Consider the following 18,979-nt stretch of genomic DNA (forward strand, 5'->3'; position numbering starts at 1 on the left):
CTGCCCAAGCGCTTGCTTGGTGCCCGCGCGCGGCTTAAATTGCGCGCAACCCTGCGGTTACAGGGGGCAACACACTGATCGACTGTAGGAGAGAACGGGTGGACGAGCAAAAAGCCCTGCGGGTCATGCGCGAACTGGTCGACCAGGGCCAGTTGACCGACCCGGACAGCGCCCGCGGCAAATTGCTGCAAGTGGCGGCTCACCTGTTTCGCAACAAAGGCTACGAGCGCACCACGGTGCGTGATCTGGCCAGCGCTGTGGGCATTCAGTCGGGCAGTATTTTTCATCACTTCAAAAGCAAGGATGAAATTCTTCGCGCGGTGATGGAGGAAACCATCCGCTACAACACCGCGCTGATGCGCGCAGCCCTGGCCGAAGCCGGCGAAGTGCGCGAGAAAGTGCTGGCGCTGATTCGCTGCGAATTGCAGTCGATCATGGGCGGCAGTGGCGAGGCGATGGCGGTGCTGGTGTACGAATGGCGCTCATTGTCCGAAGACGGCCAGGCTAAAGTCCTTGCTTTGCGTGACGTTTATGAAGACATCTGGCTGCAGGTTCTGGGCGAGGCCAAGGACGCCGGCTATATTCGCGGCGACGTTTTTATTACCCGACGTTTCCTTACCGGCGCACTGTCCTGGACCACCACCTGGTTCCGTGCCGGCGGCAGTTTGAGCCTCGATCAGCTCGCCGATGAAGCGCTGATTCTGGTCCTCGAAGCGCGTTGAACGGTTGTCGGACCGGCCGACAAACTGGCTAAGTCGGCGAAACCGCCTAGCTTGAATGCATTGATCGCTATTTTTTTCGGGGAGTGGGGTGTTTTGAAGTCTTCGCCAATTCGGACAGCCGCCGGGCTGATGCTCGCTGCGCTGGCTGCGTTATGGGTATTGCCCGCTCAGTCAGCGCAATTGGTCCGGGTCGGCGCCGCGCATTTCCCGCCTTATACGATTCGCCCGGAAAACGGCGCCGACACCGGCCTGTTGCCGCAATTGATCGAGGCGCTGAACCGCTCGCAAAGCGACTATCAGTTCGTCCTGGTGCCAACCTCGATCCCGCGCCGTTTCGGTGATTTCAAGCAGGGCCGCATCGATATGGCGATCTTCGAGAACCCCGAGTGGGGCTGGAAGGACATTCCCCACGACGATGTCGACATGGGCCTGGAAGACGCCGAAATCTTCGTTGCACAACGCGAAGACGGCCGCCAGCAGAACTACTTCTCGAGCCTGTCGGGCAAACGTCTGGCGCTGTTCAGCGGTTATCACTACGAATTCGCCGACTTCAACGCCGACCCGAAATACCTCGCGCACAACTACAACGCCACGCTGACCTATTCCCACGACAGCAACCTGTTGATGGTCCTGCGCGGACGCGCCGACATTGCCTTGGTCACCCGTTCCTATCTGTTCGATTACCTGCTGCGCAACGAGAAGGTCCGCGATGAGCTGTTGGCGTCGCAGCGTACCGATCAGATCTATCACCATTACGCGATTCTGCGGCCAAGCGCTCCGATCACCGGCGACGCCTTCGGCAATCTGTTGCAGCGTCTGCGTGACAATGGCGAATTGCTGAAGATTTTCAAGCCTTACAGGATTGCCGTGGTGCCCGTGCCGCATCACTGAAGTGCTGTTTGCATCTCGCGCTTAAATTTCCCCTCCCGGCTCACGTCACTTCGTTGAACTGTCGACGATTACGTGAGCCCGACCCATGTCCAATCTGAATGACCTGACTGCCCTGGCGTTGCCCTCGGGCAGTCAATTGATCGCTGATGCCACCGAGAGCCGGCTGAGCCTGAGCCTGGACGGGCAACCGTTGATTCGGCTGCGCCTGGACCGCGAGGCCAATGGCCCGATTCAGCTTGATGAACGTTTTGCCCTGCCGCCCGGGCAAGCCTTGTGGGCCGCCTGTTATTGGCTGTTCGCCCGTGATCCGGCGTGCCAGCAATTGACCTGGCAACTCGATCAGCAGCCGACCGAAGCCTTACTCAGTGGTCTGCTGATCAATACCGAAGTCGCCGGTGAGTATCGCTGCGAGCGCACGCTGTTCTGGCAATTGCCGCAGCCGTGGCTGGGCACTTCACTGACCGCCAGCTATCCGCAGCAAATGGTCATCAGCCAGGGCAAGCGCCATCCGCTGCGACCGGTGAAGCCGCGCGGTGAAGTCTATCGGCGTTTCGATGCGCGGCTCGGCGCGTGGATTTCCTTGCGAACGCTGGAAATCGAGGAAGATCTGTCGCGCTTCAATCGCTGGCAGAACAGCCCGCGCGTGGCGAGTTTCTGGCAGGAGGAGGGCAGCCTTGAGCAGCATCGCGAATATCTCAGCAAGCTCGATGGCGATCCGCACACATTGACGCTGATTGGCTGTTTCGATGATCAGCCGTTCGCTTATTTCGAAGCCTACTGGGCCAAGGAAGATCGCATCGCGCCGTTCTACGATGCCGACGATTACGACCGTGGCATTCACATGCTGGTCGGCGAAGAAAGTCATCGCGGCCCGCACAAAGTGGCGAGCTGGTTATCGGCGCTGGTGCATTACCTGTTTCTCGATGATCCACGGACCCAGCGCGTGGTCGCCGAGCCACGTGCCGACAACGCGAAGATGATCGGACATATGCACAACCAGTGCTTTCACTGCGAGAAGGAATTCGATTTTCCGCACAAGCGCGCGGCATTGATGATTCTGGGGCGGGAGCGGTTTTTTGATCGGTGCCGGTTGGCCTGATGCGTTCGGCCTCGGTATTGCGTTGAGTCTGAGGCCGCTTTCGCGAGCAGGCTCGCTCCCACACTGGATTTGTGTCGTTCATCAAACCCTGTGGGAGCGAGCCTGCTCGCGAATGGCTTGACGCAGAATCCGGATCCTAACGACGACCCGCAATCACCGCATCCCGCCGACTGCCCGAGACCTTGCGGCAGTGCACCAGCGCATCACGAATCATGAAGTTAACCAGAGTGGGCGATACGCCCAGTTCCTTGGCGATATCCTTTTGCGGCACGCCGTGCAGACGGTACATCTCGAAGGCATAGCGGGTGCGGCTGGGCAGTTCGGTCAGCGCATCGGCGATGTGTTCGAGGGTCGAGAAGTTGATGTGCGAAGTTTCCGGCGAAGCGCCCTGAATCACCACGTTCAAGCCTTCCTCTTCCGGGCCTGAGTATTTTTGTTCGAGCGCCTGCTTGCGGTAGTGATCGATGGCGAGGTTGCGCACGATCTGGAACAGGTAGCTCAGCTGAGCCTTGATCGACGACGTGATCGGCGGCGCCGATTGCAGTCGGAAAAACGCATCCTGAACCACGTCTTCGGCACGAGACCTGCAACCGGTAATGCGGGCTGCAATCTTGACCAGAATCAGTCGATTGTCGACGAATGCCTGAAGTAGCGGTGAATCGCACCTGCTTGTGGATACTTGTTCCGTCATGGAAATCACCTTGCTGCCAATAGGTTAGTGGGAGGGCCTCGGGGGACGGCGCCGTCCTACACATCGAGCGACAAATTATGTTGAATGATAATGATTGTCAAATGAGAAAGAGAGGTATTGCTGTAAGGCGATGTGTTTTGCCAACTGCGACACGCCGCCGCACCCCAGCCCCGCTGGACGTCGCGCCTGCCGACTAATTATTTCCCCACTCCATCCGTTCTCATTGGTGAATGGCCCGGGTGCAGATCCCCGGCCTCAGCGCATTCCGATGCCTTGCGCGGTCGGCACAGACCGCGCCCCGCACGCCTCTCGACAGGTGTGACGCAGCCACCCGATTCCACTTGCAAGCCGAATTCAGGCAGGAAACCTCATGACCGACGCGTTCGAACTTCCCAGCACCCTGGTCCATGCCCTCAAGCGTCGCGCGGCCCTGACGCCGGACCGACTGGCCTTGCGTTTTCTCGCCGAAAACCCGGAGCAGGCTGTGGTGCTCAGCTATCGCGAACTCGATCAACGCGCGCGCACCATCGCCGCTGCGTTGCAGGCTCAGGCTGGATTCGGTGAGCGTGCGGTGCTGCTGTTTCCCAGTGGCGCGGATTACGTCGCGGCGTTTTTCGGTTGCCTGTATGCCGGTGTGATTGCGGTGCCGGCCTATCCGCCGGAATCCGCGCGTCGTCATCATCAGGAGCGTTTGCTGTCGATCATCGCCGACGCCGAGCCCACGCTGTTGCTGACCAGCGCCGACCTGCGCGATGCCTTGCAACAAATCGACGGCGCGCCGCCGCTGTTGTGTGTCGACACCCTCGACAGCGCACTGGCCGAACAGTGGGTTGAACCGAGCCTGCCGGCCGAGCACATCGCCTTTCTGCAATACACCTCTGGCTCCACCGCGCTGCCCAAGGGTGTGCAGGTCAGCCATGGCAATCTGGTCGCCAACGAACTGCTGATCCGTCGCGGTTTCGGGATCGACGTCAATCCGGACGACGTCATCGTCAGTTGGTTGCCGCTGTACCACGACATGGGTTTGATCGGTGGTCTGCTGCAACCGATTTTCAGCGGCGTGCCGTGCATTCTGATGTCGCCGGCGTACTTCCTCGGCCGGCCGTTGCGCTGGCTGGAAGCGATTGCCGAGTACGGCGGCACCATCAGCGGCGGGCCGGATTTTGCCTATCGCTTGTGCAGTGAGCGGGTCAGCGAATCGGCCCTTGAGCGCCTCGATCTGAGTCGATGGCGCGTGGCCTATTCCGGCTCCGAGCCGATCCGCCTCGACACCCTCGAGCGCTTCGCGGAAAAATTCGCCGCCTGCGGTTTCAGCGAAAACAGTTTCATGGCCTCGTACGGTCTGGCCGAGGCCACCCTGTTTGTCGCCGGCACGCCGCGCGGCAGCGGCATACCGGCGCTGCGCGTGGACGATCAGGCGCTGGCGCAAAACCGCGCCGAGCCGGGCGACGGCAGCGCGATCATGAGCTGCGGCATCAGCCAGCCTGAGCACGCGGTGCTGATTGTCGAACCGAATACCCTCGAAGAACTCGCCGACAACGCTGTCGGTGAAGTCTGGGCTGCCGGCCCGAGCATCGCCCACGGTTACTGGCGCAATCCCGAAGCCAGCGCCAAGACTTTTGTTCAGCACGCCGGCCGCACCTGGTTGCGCACCGGCGACCTGGGTTTTATCCGTGCGGGCGAGTTGTTCGTCACCGGGCGCCTGAAAGACATGCTCATCGTCCGGGGCCATAACCTCTACCCGCAGGACATCGAGCAGACCGTCGAGCGCGAAGTCGAAGTGGTGCGCAAGGGCCGCGTGGCGGCGTTCGCGGTCACTCACAACGGCGAAGAGGGCATCGGCATCGCTGCGGAAATCAGCCGCAGCGTGCAGAAAATCCTTGCGCCAGATGCGCTGATCAAAGCCATTCGCCAAGCCGTGGCCGAGGCGTATCAGGAGGCGCCAAGCGTGGTGGTGCTGCTCAATCCGGGCGCGTTGCCGAAAACCTCCAGCGGCAAACTGCAGCGCTCGGCGTGCCGCAATCGTCTGGCTGATGGCAGCCTCGACAGTTACGCGCTGTTCCCTTCGATCACAGCCGCAACGGAAACCGCGACCAGCAGCACTTCGGACCTTGAAGCGTTGATCGGGCAAATCTGGGCCGAGCAACTCAACGTCAAGCAGGTCAGTGGCGATGACCATTTCTTTCTGCTCGGCGGCAACTCGATCGCTGCCACGCAAGTGGTGGCGCGGGTTCGCGAAGCACTCGGTGTCGAGCTGAGCCTGCGCCTGCTGTTCGAAGCGCCAACCCTCTCCGCTTTCGCCGCCGCTGTGGCGCAGCTAAAACAGGACGGCGGCAGCGCTCAAGGTCCGATCAGCACCTTGTCGCGCAGCGAGCCGATGCCGCAGTCGCTGGCACAAAACCGTCTGTGGATCACTTGGCAACTCGACCCGCACAGTAGCGCCTACAACATTCCCGGCGGCCTGCGCCTGCGGGGCGAGCTGGACGTAAACGCCGTGCGCGACAGCTTCCAGCAACTGATCGAACGCCATGAATCACTGCGCACACGTTTCTTCGAACGTGACGGCGTGGCATTGCAGCAAGTGCTCGCTGATGCCGAATTCAACCTGCAACTGATCGACATCAGCGACCTGCCAATGGCCGAGCGTGAAGCCCGTGCCGAGCAGATTCGCGAAGACGAGGCGCGCACTCGGTTCGATCTGGAAAAAGGCCCGCTGCTGTCGGTGACACTGGTGCGTTTCGATGACGAAGAACATCAACTGCTGGTGACCCTGCACCACATCATCGCTGACGGCTGGTCGCTGAATATCCTCCTCGATGAATTCTCGCGTCTCTACGCGGCGGCTACCCAAGGTGCGCCGGCGACACTGGCAGCGCTGCCCACGCATTACGCCGATTACGGCAACTGGCAGCGGCAATGGTTGGCGCAAGGCGAGGGCGAGCGGCAACTGGCGTACTGGAAAGCGCAGTTGGGCGAAGAACATCCGCCATTGGAACTGGCCACCGATCACCCGCGCTCGGCCAGACACAACCACAGCGCCGCACGCTACAACGTGCGCTTGAGTAGCAAACTCAGCGAGGCGATCCGCCAGACCGCGCAGGCTCACGAAGCCACGCCGTTCATGCTTCTGCTCGCTGCGTTGCAAAGTTTGCTGCACCGCTACAGTGGTCAGCGCGACATTCGCATCGGCGTGCCCAACGCCAACCGTCCGCGCCTGGAAACCCAAAGCCTGATCGGCTTCTTCATCAATACCCAGGTGTTGCGTGCGCAAATCGATTCGCGCCTGACATTTGCCGAGTTGCTGAACCAGACCCGCCAAGCCGCACTCGGCGCCCAGGCCAATCAGGATCTACCGTTCGAACAACTGCTCGAAGCTTTCCCGCAGGCCCGCGAACAGGGACTGTTCCAGGTCATGTTCAACCATCAGCAGCGCGACCTCAGTGCGCTCAAGCGCCTGCCGGGTCTGCTCGCCGAAGAACTGCCGTGGCACAGCCGCGAGGCCAAGTTCGATCTGCAATTGCACAGCGAAGAGGATCGCAACGGTCGCCTGAGCTTGTCCTTCGACTACGCCAGCGAACTGTTCGACGCCACGACCATCGAGCGCCTGGCCGAGCATTTCCATAATCTGCTCAGCGAGGTCTGCGAACAGCCAAAGCAGGCCATCGGCGATCTGCGCTTGCTGACGGCCAGCGAGCAGAATCAGCAGAAGGACTGGAGCGTCGCTCCGTGCACCCCGGCGCAACAATGGCTGCCGGAACTGCTCGAGCAACAATTGCGCAACACCCCGCAACGCACCGCGCTGGTGTGGGACGGCGGTAGTCTGGATTTTGCCGAGCTGCACGCGCAAGCCAACCGGCTCGCCCATTACCTGCGCGACAAAGGCGTTGGCCCGGACGTGTGCGTGGCCATCGCCGCCGAGCGTTCGCCGCAACTGCTGATCGGTCTGCTGGCGATCATCAAGGCCGGCGGCGCCTATGTGCCGCTTGATCCGGATTATCCGGCCGAACGTCTCGCGTACATGCTCCGCGACAGTGGCGTCGAATTGCTCCTGACCCAGACGCAATTGCTCGAGCGTCTGCCGGCCAGCGATGGCGTCAGCGTGATCGCCATGGATGCGCTGCACCTGGATAAATGGCCGAGCCAGGCACCGGGACTGCGACTGCACGGCGACAACCTCGCCTACGTGATTTACACCTCGGGTTCCACCGGGCAACCGAAAGGCGTCGGCAACACCCACGCCGCGCTGGCCGAGCGCCTGCAATGGATGCAGGACACTTACCGTCTCGACGAAACCGACGTGCTGATGCAAAAAGCGCCGATCAGTTTCGATGTCTCGGTGTGGGAATGCTTCTGGCCGCTGATCAGCGGCGCGCGGCTGCTGCTTGCCGCCCCCGGCGAGCACCGCGACCCGCATCGCATCGCGCAACGGGTCCAGCAATACGGCGTGACCACGCTGCACTTCGTCCCGCCGCTGCTGGCGCTGTTCATCGACGAGCCGCTGAGTGCCGAATGCACCAGCCTGCGCCGGCTGTTTTCCGGCGGTGAAGCCTTGCCCGCCGAGTTGCGCAACCGTGTGCTGACGCAACTGCCGGCGGTGCAATTGCACAACCGCTACGGCCCGACTGAAACCGCGATCAACGTCACTCATTGGCACTGCACAACTGCCGATGGCGAGCGCTCGCCGATTGGCCGGCCGCTGGGCAATGTGATCTGCCGCATCCTGGATGCCGGTCTCAATCCAGTGCCGGCGGGTGTGGCGGGTGAGCTGTGCATCAGCGGTATTGGTCTGGCTCGCGGTTACCTGGGTCGTCCGGCGTTGACCGCCGAGCGTTTTGTTGTCGATCCACTGGGCGAGCAGGGTGCCCGTTTGTACCGCACCGGCGACCGTGCGCGCTGGACCGCTGATGGCGTGATCGAATACCTCGGCCGTCTCGATCAGCAGGTCAAACTGCGCGGCTTTCGCGTCGAACCGGAAGAAATCCAGGCGCGACTGCTGGCGCAAAATGGCGTCGCCCAAGCCGTGGTGCTGGTGCGCGAAACCGCTGCCGGTGGGCAACTGATCGGCTACTTCACGGCGAGCGATCCGCATGAAAATGCCGAGCAACAAATCGCTCGACTGAACAACGCTTTGGTCGCTGAGCTGCCGGAATACATGGTCCCGGCGCAACTGCTGCGCCTCGACGCGATGCCGCTGAGCCCCAGCGGCAAACTCGACCGCCGCGCCTTGCCCGAACCGCAATGGCAGGTGCGTGAACACGTCGAACCGGTCAGCGAACTGGAGCAACAAATCGCCGCGATCTGGCGCGAAGTGCTGGGTCTGAAGCAGATCGGCCTGCGCGACGATTTCTTTGCTCTCGGCGGTCACTCGCTGCTGGCCACGCAAATCATTTCGCGCACACGTCAGGCCTGTGACGTCGAACTGCCGCTGCGCACCTTGTTCGAGCACAGCGAACTGGGCGATTACGCCGAACAGATCCGCCTGATCCAGGCCAGCGGCCGCACCAACCAACAGCTGCCGATCGGCACAGTCGACCGCAGCCAAGCGGTGCCTCTGTCCTATTCGCAGCAGCGCATGTGGTTCCTCTGGCAGATGGAACCGGACAGCCCGGCCTACAACGTCGGCGGCATGGCGCGCTTGCGCGGCGCGCTGCATGTCGAGCATTTCGAGGCGGCGTTGCAGGCACTGATCCTGCGCCACGAAACCCTGCGCACTACGTTCCCCAGCGTTGACGGCGTCGCCCGCCAACAGGTGCATGCCGAGACCGGCGTGCGCATGGGCTGGAAGGATTTCTCCAGCCTGCCGGCAGAAGTCCGGGAGCGACAAGTCCAGCAACTGGCCGATGCAGAAGCGCACCAGGCGTTCAATCTGGAAACCGGACCGCTGCTGCGCGCCTGCCTGGTCAAGACTGCCGAGCACGAGCATTACTTCGTCCTGACCTTGCACCACATCGTCACCGAAGGCTGGGCGATGGACATCTTTGCCCGTGAACTCAGTGCGCTATACGAAGCTTTCGTCGATGAACGCGAATCACCGCTCGCGCCGCTGCCGGTGCAATACCTCGACTACAGCGTCTGGCAGCGTCAGTGGCTGGAGTCCGGCGAGCGCCAGCGCCAGCTCGACTACTGGACCGCGCAACTCGGTCGCGAACACCCGCTGTTGGAACTGCCCGGCGACCGTCCGCGTCCACCGGTGCAGAGCCATCAGGGCGAGCTGTTCCGTTTCGATCTGAGCGACGATCTCGCTGCGCGGGTGCGGGCGTTCAATGCGCAAAACGCTCTGACCCTGTTCATGACCATGACCGCCGCGCTCGCCACATTGCTCTACCGCTACAGCGGCCAGACCGACCTGCGCATCGGCGCACCGGTGGCCAACCGCATCCGCCCGGAGAGTGAAGGGCTGATCGGGGCGTTTCTCAACACCCAGGTGCTGCGTTGCCAGCTCGACGGGCAGATGTCGGTCGGCGAACTGTTCGAGCAGGTGCGCCACACCGTGATCGAAGGCCAGTCCCATCAGGATCTGCCGTTCGATCATTTGGTCGAAGCCTTGCAGCCGCCACGCAGCGCGGCCTACAACCCGCTGTTCCAGGTGATGTGCAACGTGCAGCGCTGGGAATTCCAGCAGAGCCGCACCCTCGCTGGGATGACTGTCGAGTATCTGGCCAACGATGCGCGGGCGACCAAGTTCGACCTCAATCTGGAAGTCACCGACCTCGACCATCGCCTCGGCTGCTGCCTGACTTACAGCACCGATCTGTTCGACGAACCGACCATCGAACGCATGGCCAGGCATTGGCGCAACCTGCTTGAAGCGTTGATCGCTGATCCGCAGCAACGCCTCAGCGAACTGCCGTTGCTCGACAACACCGAGCAACAGCACCTGCTCGACAGCCTTGGCGTCGAGCGGGGCGAACATCGTCTCGACCAGTGCATCCATCATCTGTTTGCCGAACAGGCGCTGGCGCGCAAAGACGCGCCAGCGCTGACCTTCGCCGGGCAGAAACTGAGCTACGCCGAACTCGATGCCCGTGCCAATCGCTTGGCCTGGGCGCTGCGTGAACGTGGGGTTGGCCCGCAAGTGCGGGTGGGGTTGGCGCTGGAGCGTTCGCTGGAAATGGTCATCGGCCTGCTGGCGATTCTCAAGGCTGGCGGCGCCTATGTGCCGCTGGATCCGGAGTACCCGCTGGATCGTCTGCATTACATGATCGAAGACAGCCGCATCGGTTTGCTGCTCAGCGATCGGGCGATGTTCCAGGCCCTGGGTGACTTGCCGTCAGACGTGGCGCGCTGGTGCCTGGAAGATGACAGCCCTGGATTGGTTGACTATCCGGCCAGCGAGTTGCCGTTTATCAGCCTGCCGCAACATCAGGCCTACCTGATTTACACCTCGGGCTCGACCGGCAAACCGAAAGGCGTGGTGGTCTCCCACGGCGAAATTGCCATGCACTGTCAGGCCGTGATCGAACGCTTCGGCATGCGCCCGGACGATTGTGAACTGCATTTCTATTCGATCAACTTCGACGCCGCCACCGAACGTCTGCTGGTGCCGCTGCTCAGCGGTGCGCAGGTGGTGCTGCGGGCGCAAGGGCAGTGGGACGCGGAAGAAATCTGCGGCTTGATTCGTGCGCATCGGATCAACGTCCTCGGCTTCACGCCGAGCTACGGCAGCCAGTTGGCGCAGTTCCTTGCCACGCAGAATAAAGTCCTGCCGGTGCGGATGATCATCACCGGCGGTGAAGCGCTGACCGGCGAGCATCTGCAGCGCATCCGCGCGGCGTTCCAGCCAGCGCAGTTCTTCAACGCCTACGGCCCGACCGAAACCGTGGTCATGCCGCTGGCCAGTCTGGCGCCGCAGGTGCTGGAAGAGGGCGCCGGCAGTGTGCCGATCGGCAGCGTGATCGGTGCGCGAGTCGCCTACATTCTCGATGCCGATCTGGCCTTGGTGCCGCAAGGCGCGACCGGTGAATTGTTTGTCGGCGGCGCCGGTCTGGCTCAGGCCTATCACGACCGTCCGGGCATCAGCGCCGAGCGTTTTGTCGCTGACCCGTTTGCCGCTGATGGCGGGCGCATGTACCGCACCGGCGACCTCGTGCGCCAGCGTGCCGATGGTCTGGTCGAGTATCTGGGCCGGATCGACCATCAAGTGAAAATCCGTGGCTTCCGCATCGAACTGGGCGAAATCGAAACGCGCCTGCTCGATCATTCTTCGATCCGCGAAGCGGTGGTGCTGGCGCTGGATGCGCCGAGTGGCAAGCAGTTGGTGGGTTACCTCGTTACCGATGTCGCCGGACACGGCGAAGCGCAACAGGCTGAACTGCGCGAAGCGCTCAAGTCGCACCTCAAGGCGCAACTGCCGGACTACATGGTGCCGACCCACCTGATGCTGCTGACAAGCATGCCGCTGACCGCCAACGGCAAACTCGACCGCCGCGCCTTGCTGGCGCCAGACCCTGAACTTAATCGTCAGGACTATGTGCCACCGGGCAACGAGCTGGAACAGACCCTGGCGCAGATTTGGTGCGATGTGCTTAACGTCAGGCAGGTCGGCCTCAACGATAACTTCTTCGAACTCGGCGGCGACTCGATTCTGTCGATTCAGGTGGTCAGCCGCGCGCGTCAGCAGGGCATTCACTTCAGCCCGCGCGACCTGTTCCAGCATCAGACCGTACAGACGCTCGCCGCCGTTGCCAGTCGCACCCAGCAAGTGACTGCCGAGCAAGGTTTGGTGGTCGGCGAGTCGCGTCTGACGCCGATTCAGCACTGGTTCTTCGATACGGACATTCCCCAGCGCCAGCACTGGAATCAGGCGCTGCTGCTGGAACCGACTGCGCGCCTCGAGCCGCAACGATTGCAGCAAGCCTTGCTGGCAGTGATCGAGCAGCACGATGCGCTGCGTCTGCGTTTCACTGAAACCGATGATGCATGGCAAGCAACGCATCAAGCGCTGACGAATGAGGATGTGCTCAGGCAAGTCAGCGTCGAGTCGCTGGACCGGTGCGAAGCCCTGTTCGCCGACGCGCAACGCAGTCTGCATCTGCACAACGGCCCGTTACTGCGCGCGGTGCTGGTCGATGTTGCGGATGTTCAGCAACGCCTGTTTATCGCCATCCACCACTTGGTGGTCGACGGTGTTTCCTGGCGCGTGCTGCTCGACGATCTGCAAACCGCCTATCGCCAGCTCGACGCTGCGCAGCCGCTGAAACTGCCGGCGAAAACCAGCGCCTTCAAGGACTGGGCCGCGCGTTTGCAGGCCTACGCCGGCAGCGAATCCCTGCGCGAAGAACTCGGTTGGTGGCAAGCACAACTGGCCGGGCCGAGCGCTGATCTGCCTTGCGAAAATCCGCAGGGCGGCAGGCACAATCGTCATGCGCAAACCGTCAGCGTACGCCTCGATACCGAGCGCACCCGGCAGTTGCTGCAACAGGCACCGAGCGCTTATCGCACTCAGGTCAACGACCTGCTGTTGACCGCGCTGGCTCGTGTGCTGTGCCGCTGGAGTGGCCAGCCCTCGGCACTGATTCAACTGGAAGGCCACGGTCGCGAAACCCTGTTCGACGAGATCGATCTGACCCGCACCGTCGGTTGGTTCACCAGCGCTTATCCGCTGCGCCTGACTCCGCACAATGTCGAAGAGGCCGCCGGGCAGGGTGCTTCGATCAAGGCGATCAAAGAACAATTGCGCGCCGTTCCGCATAAAGGTCTCGGTTATGGCGTGTTGCGTTATCTGGCCGATGACGGCTGCCGCCAGCGCATGGCGGCGCTGCCACAGGCGCCGGTCACCTTCAATTACCTCGGCCAGTTCGACCAGAGCTTCGGCAGCGATGCGCTGTTCCGTCCTCTCGATGAAGCAGTCGGGGCCGCTCATGATCCGCAGGCGCCGTTGCCCAACGAGCTGAGTGTCGACGGTCAGGTTTACGGTGGTGAACTGCTGCTGCGCTGGACTTTCAGTGCCGAGCGTTACGGGGCGCAAACCATTAACGATCTGGCCGACGCCTACCTCGGTGAGTTGCAAAGCCTGATCGCCCATTGTCTGCAAGACGAAGCCGGCGGCCTGACGCCATCGGACTTCCCGCTGGCCAGACTGACTCAGGCGCAACTCGATGCGCTGCCGGTGCCGGCCGCGCACATCGAAGATGTCTACCCGCTGACGCCGATGCAGGAAGGTATGTTGCTGCACACCTTGCTCGAGCCGGGCACCGGTCTGTACTACATGCAGGATCGTTATCGCATCAACAGCGAACTCGACCCCGAGCGTTTCGCCCAGGCCTGGCAAGCGGTGGTCGCTCGTCATGAAGCATTGCGCGCTTCGTTCTGCTGGAACGTTGGCGAAGACATGCTGCAAGTGATTCACACGCCGGGGCGCACGCCGATCGAGTATCTGGACTGGAGCGCCGTCGCCGAAACCGAGCAGGAACCACAGCTGCAAGCGCTGCTGAAAAGCGAGCGCGAAGCCGGGTTCGATCTGCTCAATCAGGCGCCATTCCACCTGCGTCTGATCAAGGTCGGCGCAGCGCGTTACTGGTTCATGATGAGCAACCACCACATCCTCATCGACGCCTGGTGCCGTTCGTTGTTGATGAACGACTTCTTCGAAATCTACACCGCGCTCGGTGAAGGACGCGAAGCGCAGTTGAGTGTGCCGCCGCGTTATCGCGACTACATTGCCTGGCTGCAACGCCAGAGCCTGGCCGAGGCGCGGCAGTGGTGGCGGCAGAATCTGCAAGGTTTCGAGCGCACCACGCCGATCCCGAGCGACCGCCCGTTCCTGCGCGAACATGCCGGTGAAAGCGGCGGCATGATCGTCGGCGACCGTTACACCCGCCTCAATGTCGAGGACGGCGCACGGCTGCGGGAACTGGCGCAGGCACATCAACTGACCGTCAACACTTTCGCCCAGGCTGCGTGGGCTCTGGTTTTACGGCGCCTGAGCGGCGATCGCGACGTGCTCTTCGGCGTCACCGTCGCCGGGCGGCCGGTGGACATGCCGGAAATGCAACGCACCGTCGGCCTGTTCATCAACAGCATCGCCCTGCGCGTGAAGATGCCTGAGGACGATCAGCGCAGCAGTGTGCGTCAGTGGCTCAGCGCTTTGCTCGACAGCAACATGCAACTGCGCGAGTACGAATATCTGCCGCTGGTGAACATTCAGGAACAGAGCGAATTGCCGAAAGGCCAGCCACTGTTCGACAGCCTCTTCGTCTTCGAAAACGCTCCGGTGGAAGTCTCGGTGCTCGACCGTGCGCAGAGCCTGAATGCGACTTCGGATTCCGGTCGGACTCACACCAACTTCCCGCTGACTGCAGTGTGCTACCCGGGCGATGACCTTGGCTTGCACCTGTCCTATGACCAGCGTTACTTTGACGAGGCGACGGTCGAGCGCATGCTCGCTGAGTTCAAGCGCTTGCTGCTGGCGCTGGTCGACGGCTTCCATGGCGACATGGCCGATTTGCCGCTGCTGGGCGACGAAGAACGCGACTTCCTGCTGCACGGTTGCAACCAGAGCGGCCACGACTATCCGCTGGAGCAAAGCTACGTGGCGTTGTTTGAAGCGCAGGTCGCGGCGCATCCGCAGCGCATCGCCGCCAGTTGCCTCGATCAGCAATTGAGCTATGCCGAGCTGAACTGCAACGCCAACCGCCTCGGCCATGCCCTGGTCGCCGCAGGGGTGCGAATGGACCAACCGGTGGCGCTGCTGGCCGAGCGTAATCTCGACCTGCTCGGCATGATCATCGGCAGCTTCAAGGCCGGTGCCGGTTACCTGCCGCTCGACCCGGGCCTGCCGAGCCAGCGTCTGAGTCGCATCATTGAGCTCAGCCGCACGCCGTTGCTGGTGTGCAGCGCAGCCTGCCTTGAGCAGGCGCAGACCTTGCTCGAAGAGTTTGGCTGTTCGAATCGTCCGCGCCTGCTGGTGTGGGAAGAAATACAAGCCTCGGTGTTGGCGACTGAGAATCTCGGTATTCACAGCGGCCCGGACAATCTCGCCTATGTGATCTACACCTCGGGTTCGACCGGCCTGCCAAAAGGCGTGATGGTCGAGCAGCGCGGCATGCTCAACAACCAGTTGAGCAAACGCCCGTACCTCGACTTGAGCGCGGCCGATGTGATCGCGCAGACCGCCTCGCAAAGCTTCGACATTTCCGTCTGGCAGTTCCTTGCCGCGCCGTTGTTTGGTGCACGGGTCGACATCGTACCGAATACGATTGCCCACGATCCGCAAGGTCTGCTGGCGCATGTACAGGCGCAGGGCATCACCGTGCTGGAAAGTGTGCCATCGCTGATTCAGGGCATGCTCGGCTCCGAGCGTCTGAGCCTCGACGGCTTGCGCTGGATGTTGCCGACCGGTGAAGCGATGCCGCCGGAACTGGCCCATCAATGGCTGCTGCGTTACCCGGATATTGGTCTGGTCAATGCTTACGGCCCGGCGGAATGCTCGGATGACGTGGCGTTCTTCCGTGTCGACATGGCGTCGACGCGCGGCAGCTATTTGCCGATCGGCACGCCGACCGATAACAACTTGCTGTACCTGGTCGATGGCGCGCTGGATCTGGTGCCGTTGGGCGCGGTGGGTGAGTTATGTGTTGCCGGGACCGGCGTCGGTCGCGGTTACGTCAGCGATCCGCTGCGCACCGCGCCGGTGTTTGTGCCGAATCCGTTCGGCGCGCCGGGCGAACGCCTGTACCGCACCGGTGACCTGGCACGGCGCCGCACCGACGGCGTGCTGGAATACGTCGGCCGCGTCGATCATCAAGTGAAGATTCGCGGTTACCGTATCGAGCTCGGTGAAATCGAAGCGCGCCTGCATGAACAACCGGAAGTGCGCGACGCGGCGGTGGGTGTGCAGGAAGGCGTCAACGGCAAGCATCTGGTGGGCTACCTGGTCGCGGCCGATGCAGCGCTCAATCCGGGAGAGCGTCTGGAACGGATCAAGCAACGCCTGCGCACCGAACTGCCGGAATACATGGTGCCGCTGCACTGGCTATGGCTGGAGCAGATGCCCCTGAATGCCAACGGCAAACTCGACCGCAAAGCCTTGCCAACGCTGGAGATCGGTCAGTTGCAGAGTGCGGATTATGTAGCGCCGCGCAACGAGCTGGAACAGACCCTGGCTGATATCTGGGCTGAGGTGCTGAAAGTGGAAAAGGTCGGCGTGCGCGACAATTTCTTCGAACTGGGCGGGCATTCGCTGCTGGCTACGCAAATTGCATCGCGGGTACAAAAAGCCCTGCAACGCAACGTGCCGCTGCGCGCGATGTTCGAGTGCAGCACGGTGGAGGAACTGGCCGAATACATCGATGGGCTGGCGGCCAGTGATATGACTGAGGAGAAGGTCGATCGGTTGAACGACCTGATGGCGGAGCTGGAAGGGCTGTAGTTCTTCGGCGCCTGGGCTGGCCTCTTCGCGAGCAGGCTCGCTCCCACACGGGATCTGTGGTGAACACAAATCCCCTGTGGGAGCGAGCCTGCTCGCGAATGGCGTCTGTACATTTCCATCCTTGACGATCAACAACCGGCAGCTCAGTCTGCCGGTTCTGTTTTTTCTCGCGGAGGTGGTCGATGCCCTTTTTCACGGTTGACGGACAAGCACTGCACTATATTGATCAAGGCGCCGGCCCCGCCGTGTTGCTGGCCGGCAGTTACCTTTGGGACCAGGCGATGTGGGCGCCGCAGATCGCCGCGCTGACCCCGCACTATCGCGTCATTGCCGTGGATCTTTGGGGGCATGGCGAGTCCGGCAAGTTACCCGAAGGCACCACATCGCTGGACGACATCGCCCGACAGTCGCAGGCCTTGCTTGATCATCTGGACATCGACCGCGTCACCCTCGTCGGACTATCCGTCGGCGGCATGTGGGGCGCGCGTTTGGCACTGTCCGCGCCGCAACGTCTCAACGGTCTGGTGCTGATGGACACCTACGTCGGCGTCGAGCCGGAACCGACCCGGCAGTATTACTTCTCGTTGTTCAAGCAGATCGAAGACAGCGGCACCATCTCCGAACAATTGCTCGACATCGTCGTACCGATCTTCTTCCGCCCGGGCATCGACCCGCAGTCCGCGCTGTATCAGGACTTCCGCGCGAAATTGAAGAGCTATTCGCCCGAGCGTCTGCGCGAAAGCATCGTGCCGATGGGGCGCATCACGTTTGGTCGCGACGACCTGTTGCCACGCCTGGGCGAGCTGAACCAGGCGACGACGCTGGTATTGTGCGGCGATCAGGACAAACCACGGCCACCCTCGGAAGCCGGGGAAATGGCTGAATTGATCGGTTGCCCGTGCGTGCTGGTACCGGAGGCGGGGCATATCTCCAATCTGGAGAATCCCGAGTTTGTCACTGAGGCACTGCTGGCGTTTCTGGCCGAGCGCAACCGCGAGACCGAGTGAGCTTCATTCGCGAGCAGGCTCGCTCCCACAGTTAACCGCATTCCTTCAGCATGAATGCAATTCCTGTGGGAGCGAGCCTGCTCGCGAAGGGGCCTCTCAGGTCACCATGCAATCACGAGTGTGAAACTCATCTATAAAAGCATTTGATAAGGGAATGACGTGCAACAGTTCTGGTGGCGTGACCTCAGGGATCTTGAGGACAAGTGGGTTGGGTTGAGTATTGAGGTCAACCGACCGAAATCAAGCAAACCGCTGCTTCATCTGCAAAGTGGCAACAACGGGCGGATGAAGTTTATGCTCAATGGAAGCCCACTCTTCTGGGCGACCATTGCCACCTCATATTACGGTGCTTGGCTGGTTCGCAATCCGAGGCCCGTTCAACTGGAATCGTCACCCGTGCCACCCATCGATTCGGCCGACGTACAGGAGCACTTTGAATTACCCGTCGAAGAGCGCTTCCCGCGCTGGTGTCGCTATTTCATCAACCAGTTGATGAACAATCAGGCGGACTTTCTCTATCCCGGCCACTGGGTGGCGCGCCCCTTATTGCCAGCAGTTAGCCGATACAAACCCGTTGCCGGTCCGGATGGCTGGTATTTTTCCACCCCGGCCGAGGCGTCCAGCCATCTGCCCAACTGGTACGCGCGCGGCGAGGGCATTCTCGACAACGTGCAACCGCACACCGTGCATTGGCTTGATTGGGGTTTGGGGCACTTGATCGGGCTGCACACGGTGGACCCTTTCGCAGGTCGCCTCAAATGGTGGCGCAAAAAAGCCAGGGAGGGCAGCTTGCCGCCGATCCTGCTCTGGTATGTGGGCGGACTGTGTTCTTACGTGGTCATCGATGGACATTACCGATTGCAGGCCGCGCTCGATGAAGGTGTCAAACCTGATTTCATTGTCCTGAGCTCGACCAAAGCCCAGCAAATCAAACCATGCGAAGCAACGCAACAACGCGTGTTCAGTTCGTTGATGTTGCAAAACGCGAGAAACTCCAAGTTCAACGTTCACACATTCAATCAGGCGCTGATCAATACGTTTGACGACCGTCCCTGGCATTGGGCGGGGACGCACGCTTGGGCCGGTATTCCTTCAGACCAAGCGTGGTGCGCTGAGGTGACAAGCTTTCTCACGGAACAGGGAAATACCGAGCACTTGCAGGACATTATCGAGCGGTGTGAGTACTGACAGACCCGCATC

Annotated in this window: 7 protein-coding genes; 6 read left to right on the forward strand and 1 reads right to left on the reverse strand. The window is 61.7% G+C overall.

Annotated elements, in window-relative coordinates:
• Positions 1-98: 98 nt before the first annotated feature.
• From ND528_RS14635 to ND528_RS14645, 3 genes are all read left to right on the forward strand, one after another.
• Positions 99-722, forward strand: a complete 624-nt coding sequence (locus tag ND528_RS14635) for a TetR/AcrR family transcriptional regulator (protein WP_137216164.1) — start codon at positions 99-101, stop codon at positions 720-722.
• A 93-nt stretch (positions 723-815) separates the two neighbouring features.
• A complete protein-coding gene (locus ND528_RS14640) occupies positions 816-1,613 on the forward strand; it encodes a substrate-binding periplasmic protein (protein ID WP_263470584.1) in 798 nt (265 codons plus the stop codon).
• Between the two features lie 85 nt (positions 1,614-1,698).
• Positions 1,699-2,712, forward strand: coding sequence for a GNAT family N-acetyltransferase (locus ND528_RS14645; RefSeq protein WP_263470585.1), 1,014 nt, complete (start codon positions 1,699-1,701; stop codon positions 2,710-2,712).
• A gap of 136 nt (positions 2,713-2,848) precedes the next feature.
• On the opposite strand, the gene ND528_RS14650 is transcribed toward ND528_RS14645, so the two are convergent.
• Positions 2,849-3,403: an RNA polymerase factor sigma-70 gene (locus tag ND528_RS14650; RefSeq protein WP_008088195.1), complete on the reverse strand. Its 555-nt coding sequence runs from the start codon at positions 3,401-3,403 to the stop codon at positions 2,849-2,851.
• A gap of 370 nt (positions 3,404-3,773) precedes the next feature.
• On the opposite strand from ND528_RS14650, the gene ND528_RS14655 reads away from it, so the two are divergent.
• From ND528_RS14655 to ND528_RS14665, 3 genes are all read left to right on the forward strand, one after another.
• A complete protein-coding gene (locus ND528_RS14655; protein ID WP_263470586.1) occupies positions 3,774-16,772 on the forward strand; it encodes a non-ribosomal peptide synthetase in 12,999 nt (4,332 codons plus the stop codon).
• A gap of 182 nt (positions 16,773-16,954) precedes the next feature.
• A complete protein-coding gene (locus ND528_RS14660; protein ID WP_263470587.1) occupies positions 16,955-17,779 on the forward strand; it encodes an alpha/beta fold hydrolase in 825 nt (274 codons plus the stop codon).
• 159 nt (positions 17,780-17,938) lie between these two features.
• Positions 17,939-18,967: a ParB/Srx family N-terminal domain-containing protein gene (locus ND528_RS14665; RefSeq protein ID WP_263470588.1), complete on the forward strand. Its 1,029-nt coding sequence runs from the start codon at positions 17,939-17,941 to the stop codon at positions 18,965-18,967.
• Positions 18,968-18,979 lie beyond the last annotated feature (12 nt).

This window comes from Pseudomonas mercuritolerans, from assembly GCF_025706525.1.
GTDB lineage: Bacteria > Pseudomonadota > Gammaproteobacteria > Pseudomonadales > Pseudomonadaceae > Aquipseudomonas > Aquipseudomonas mercuritolerans.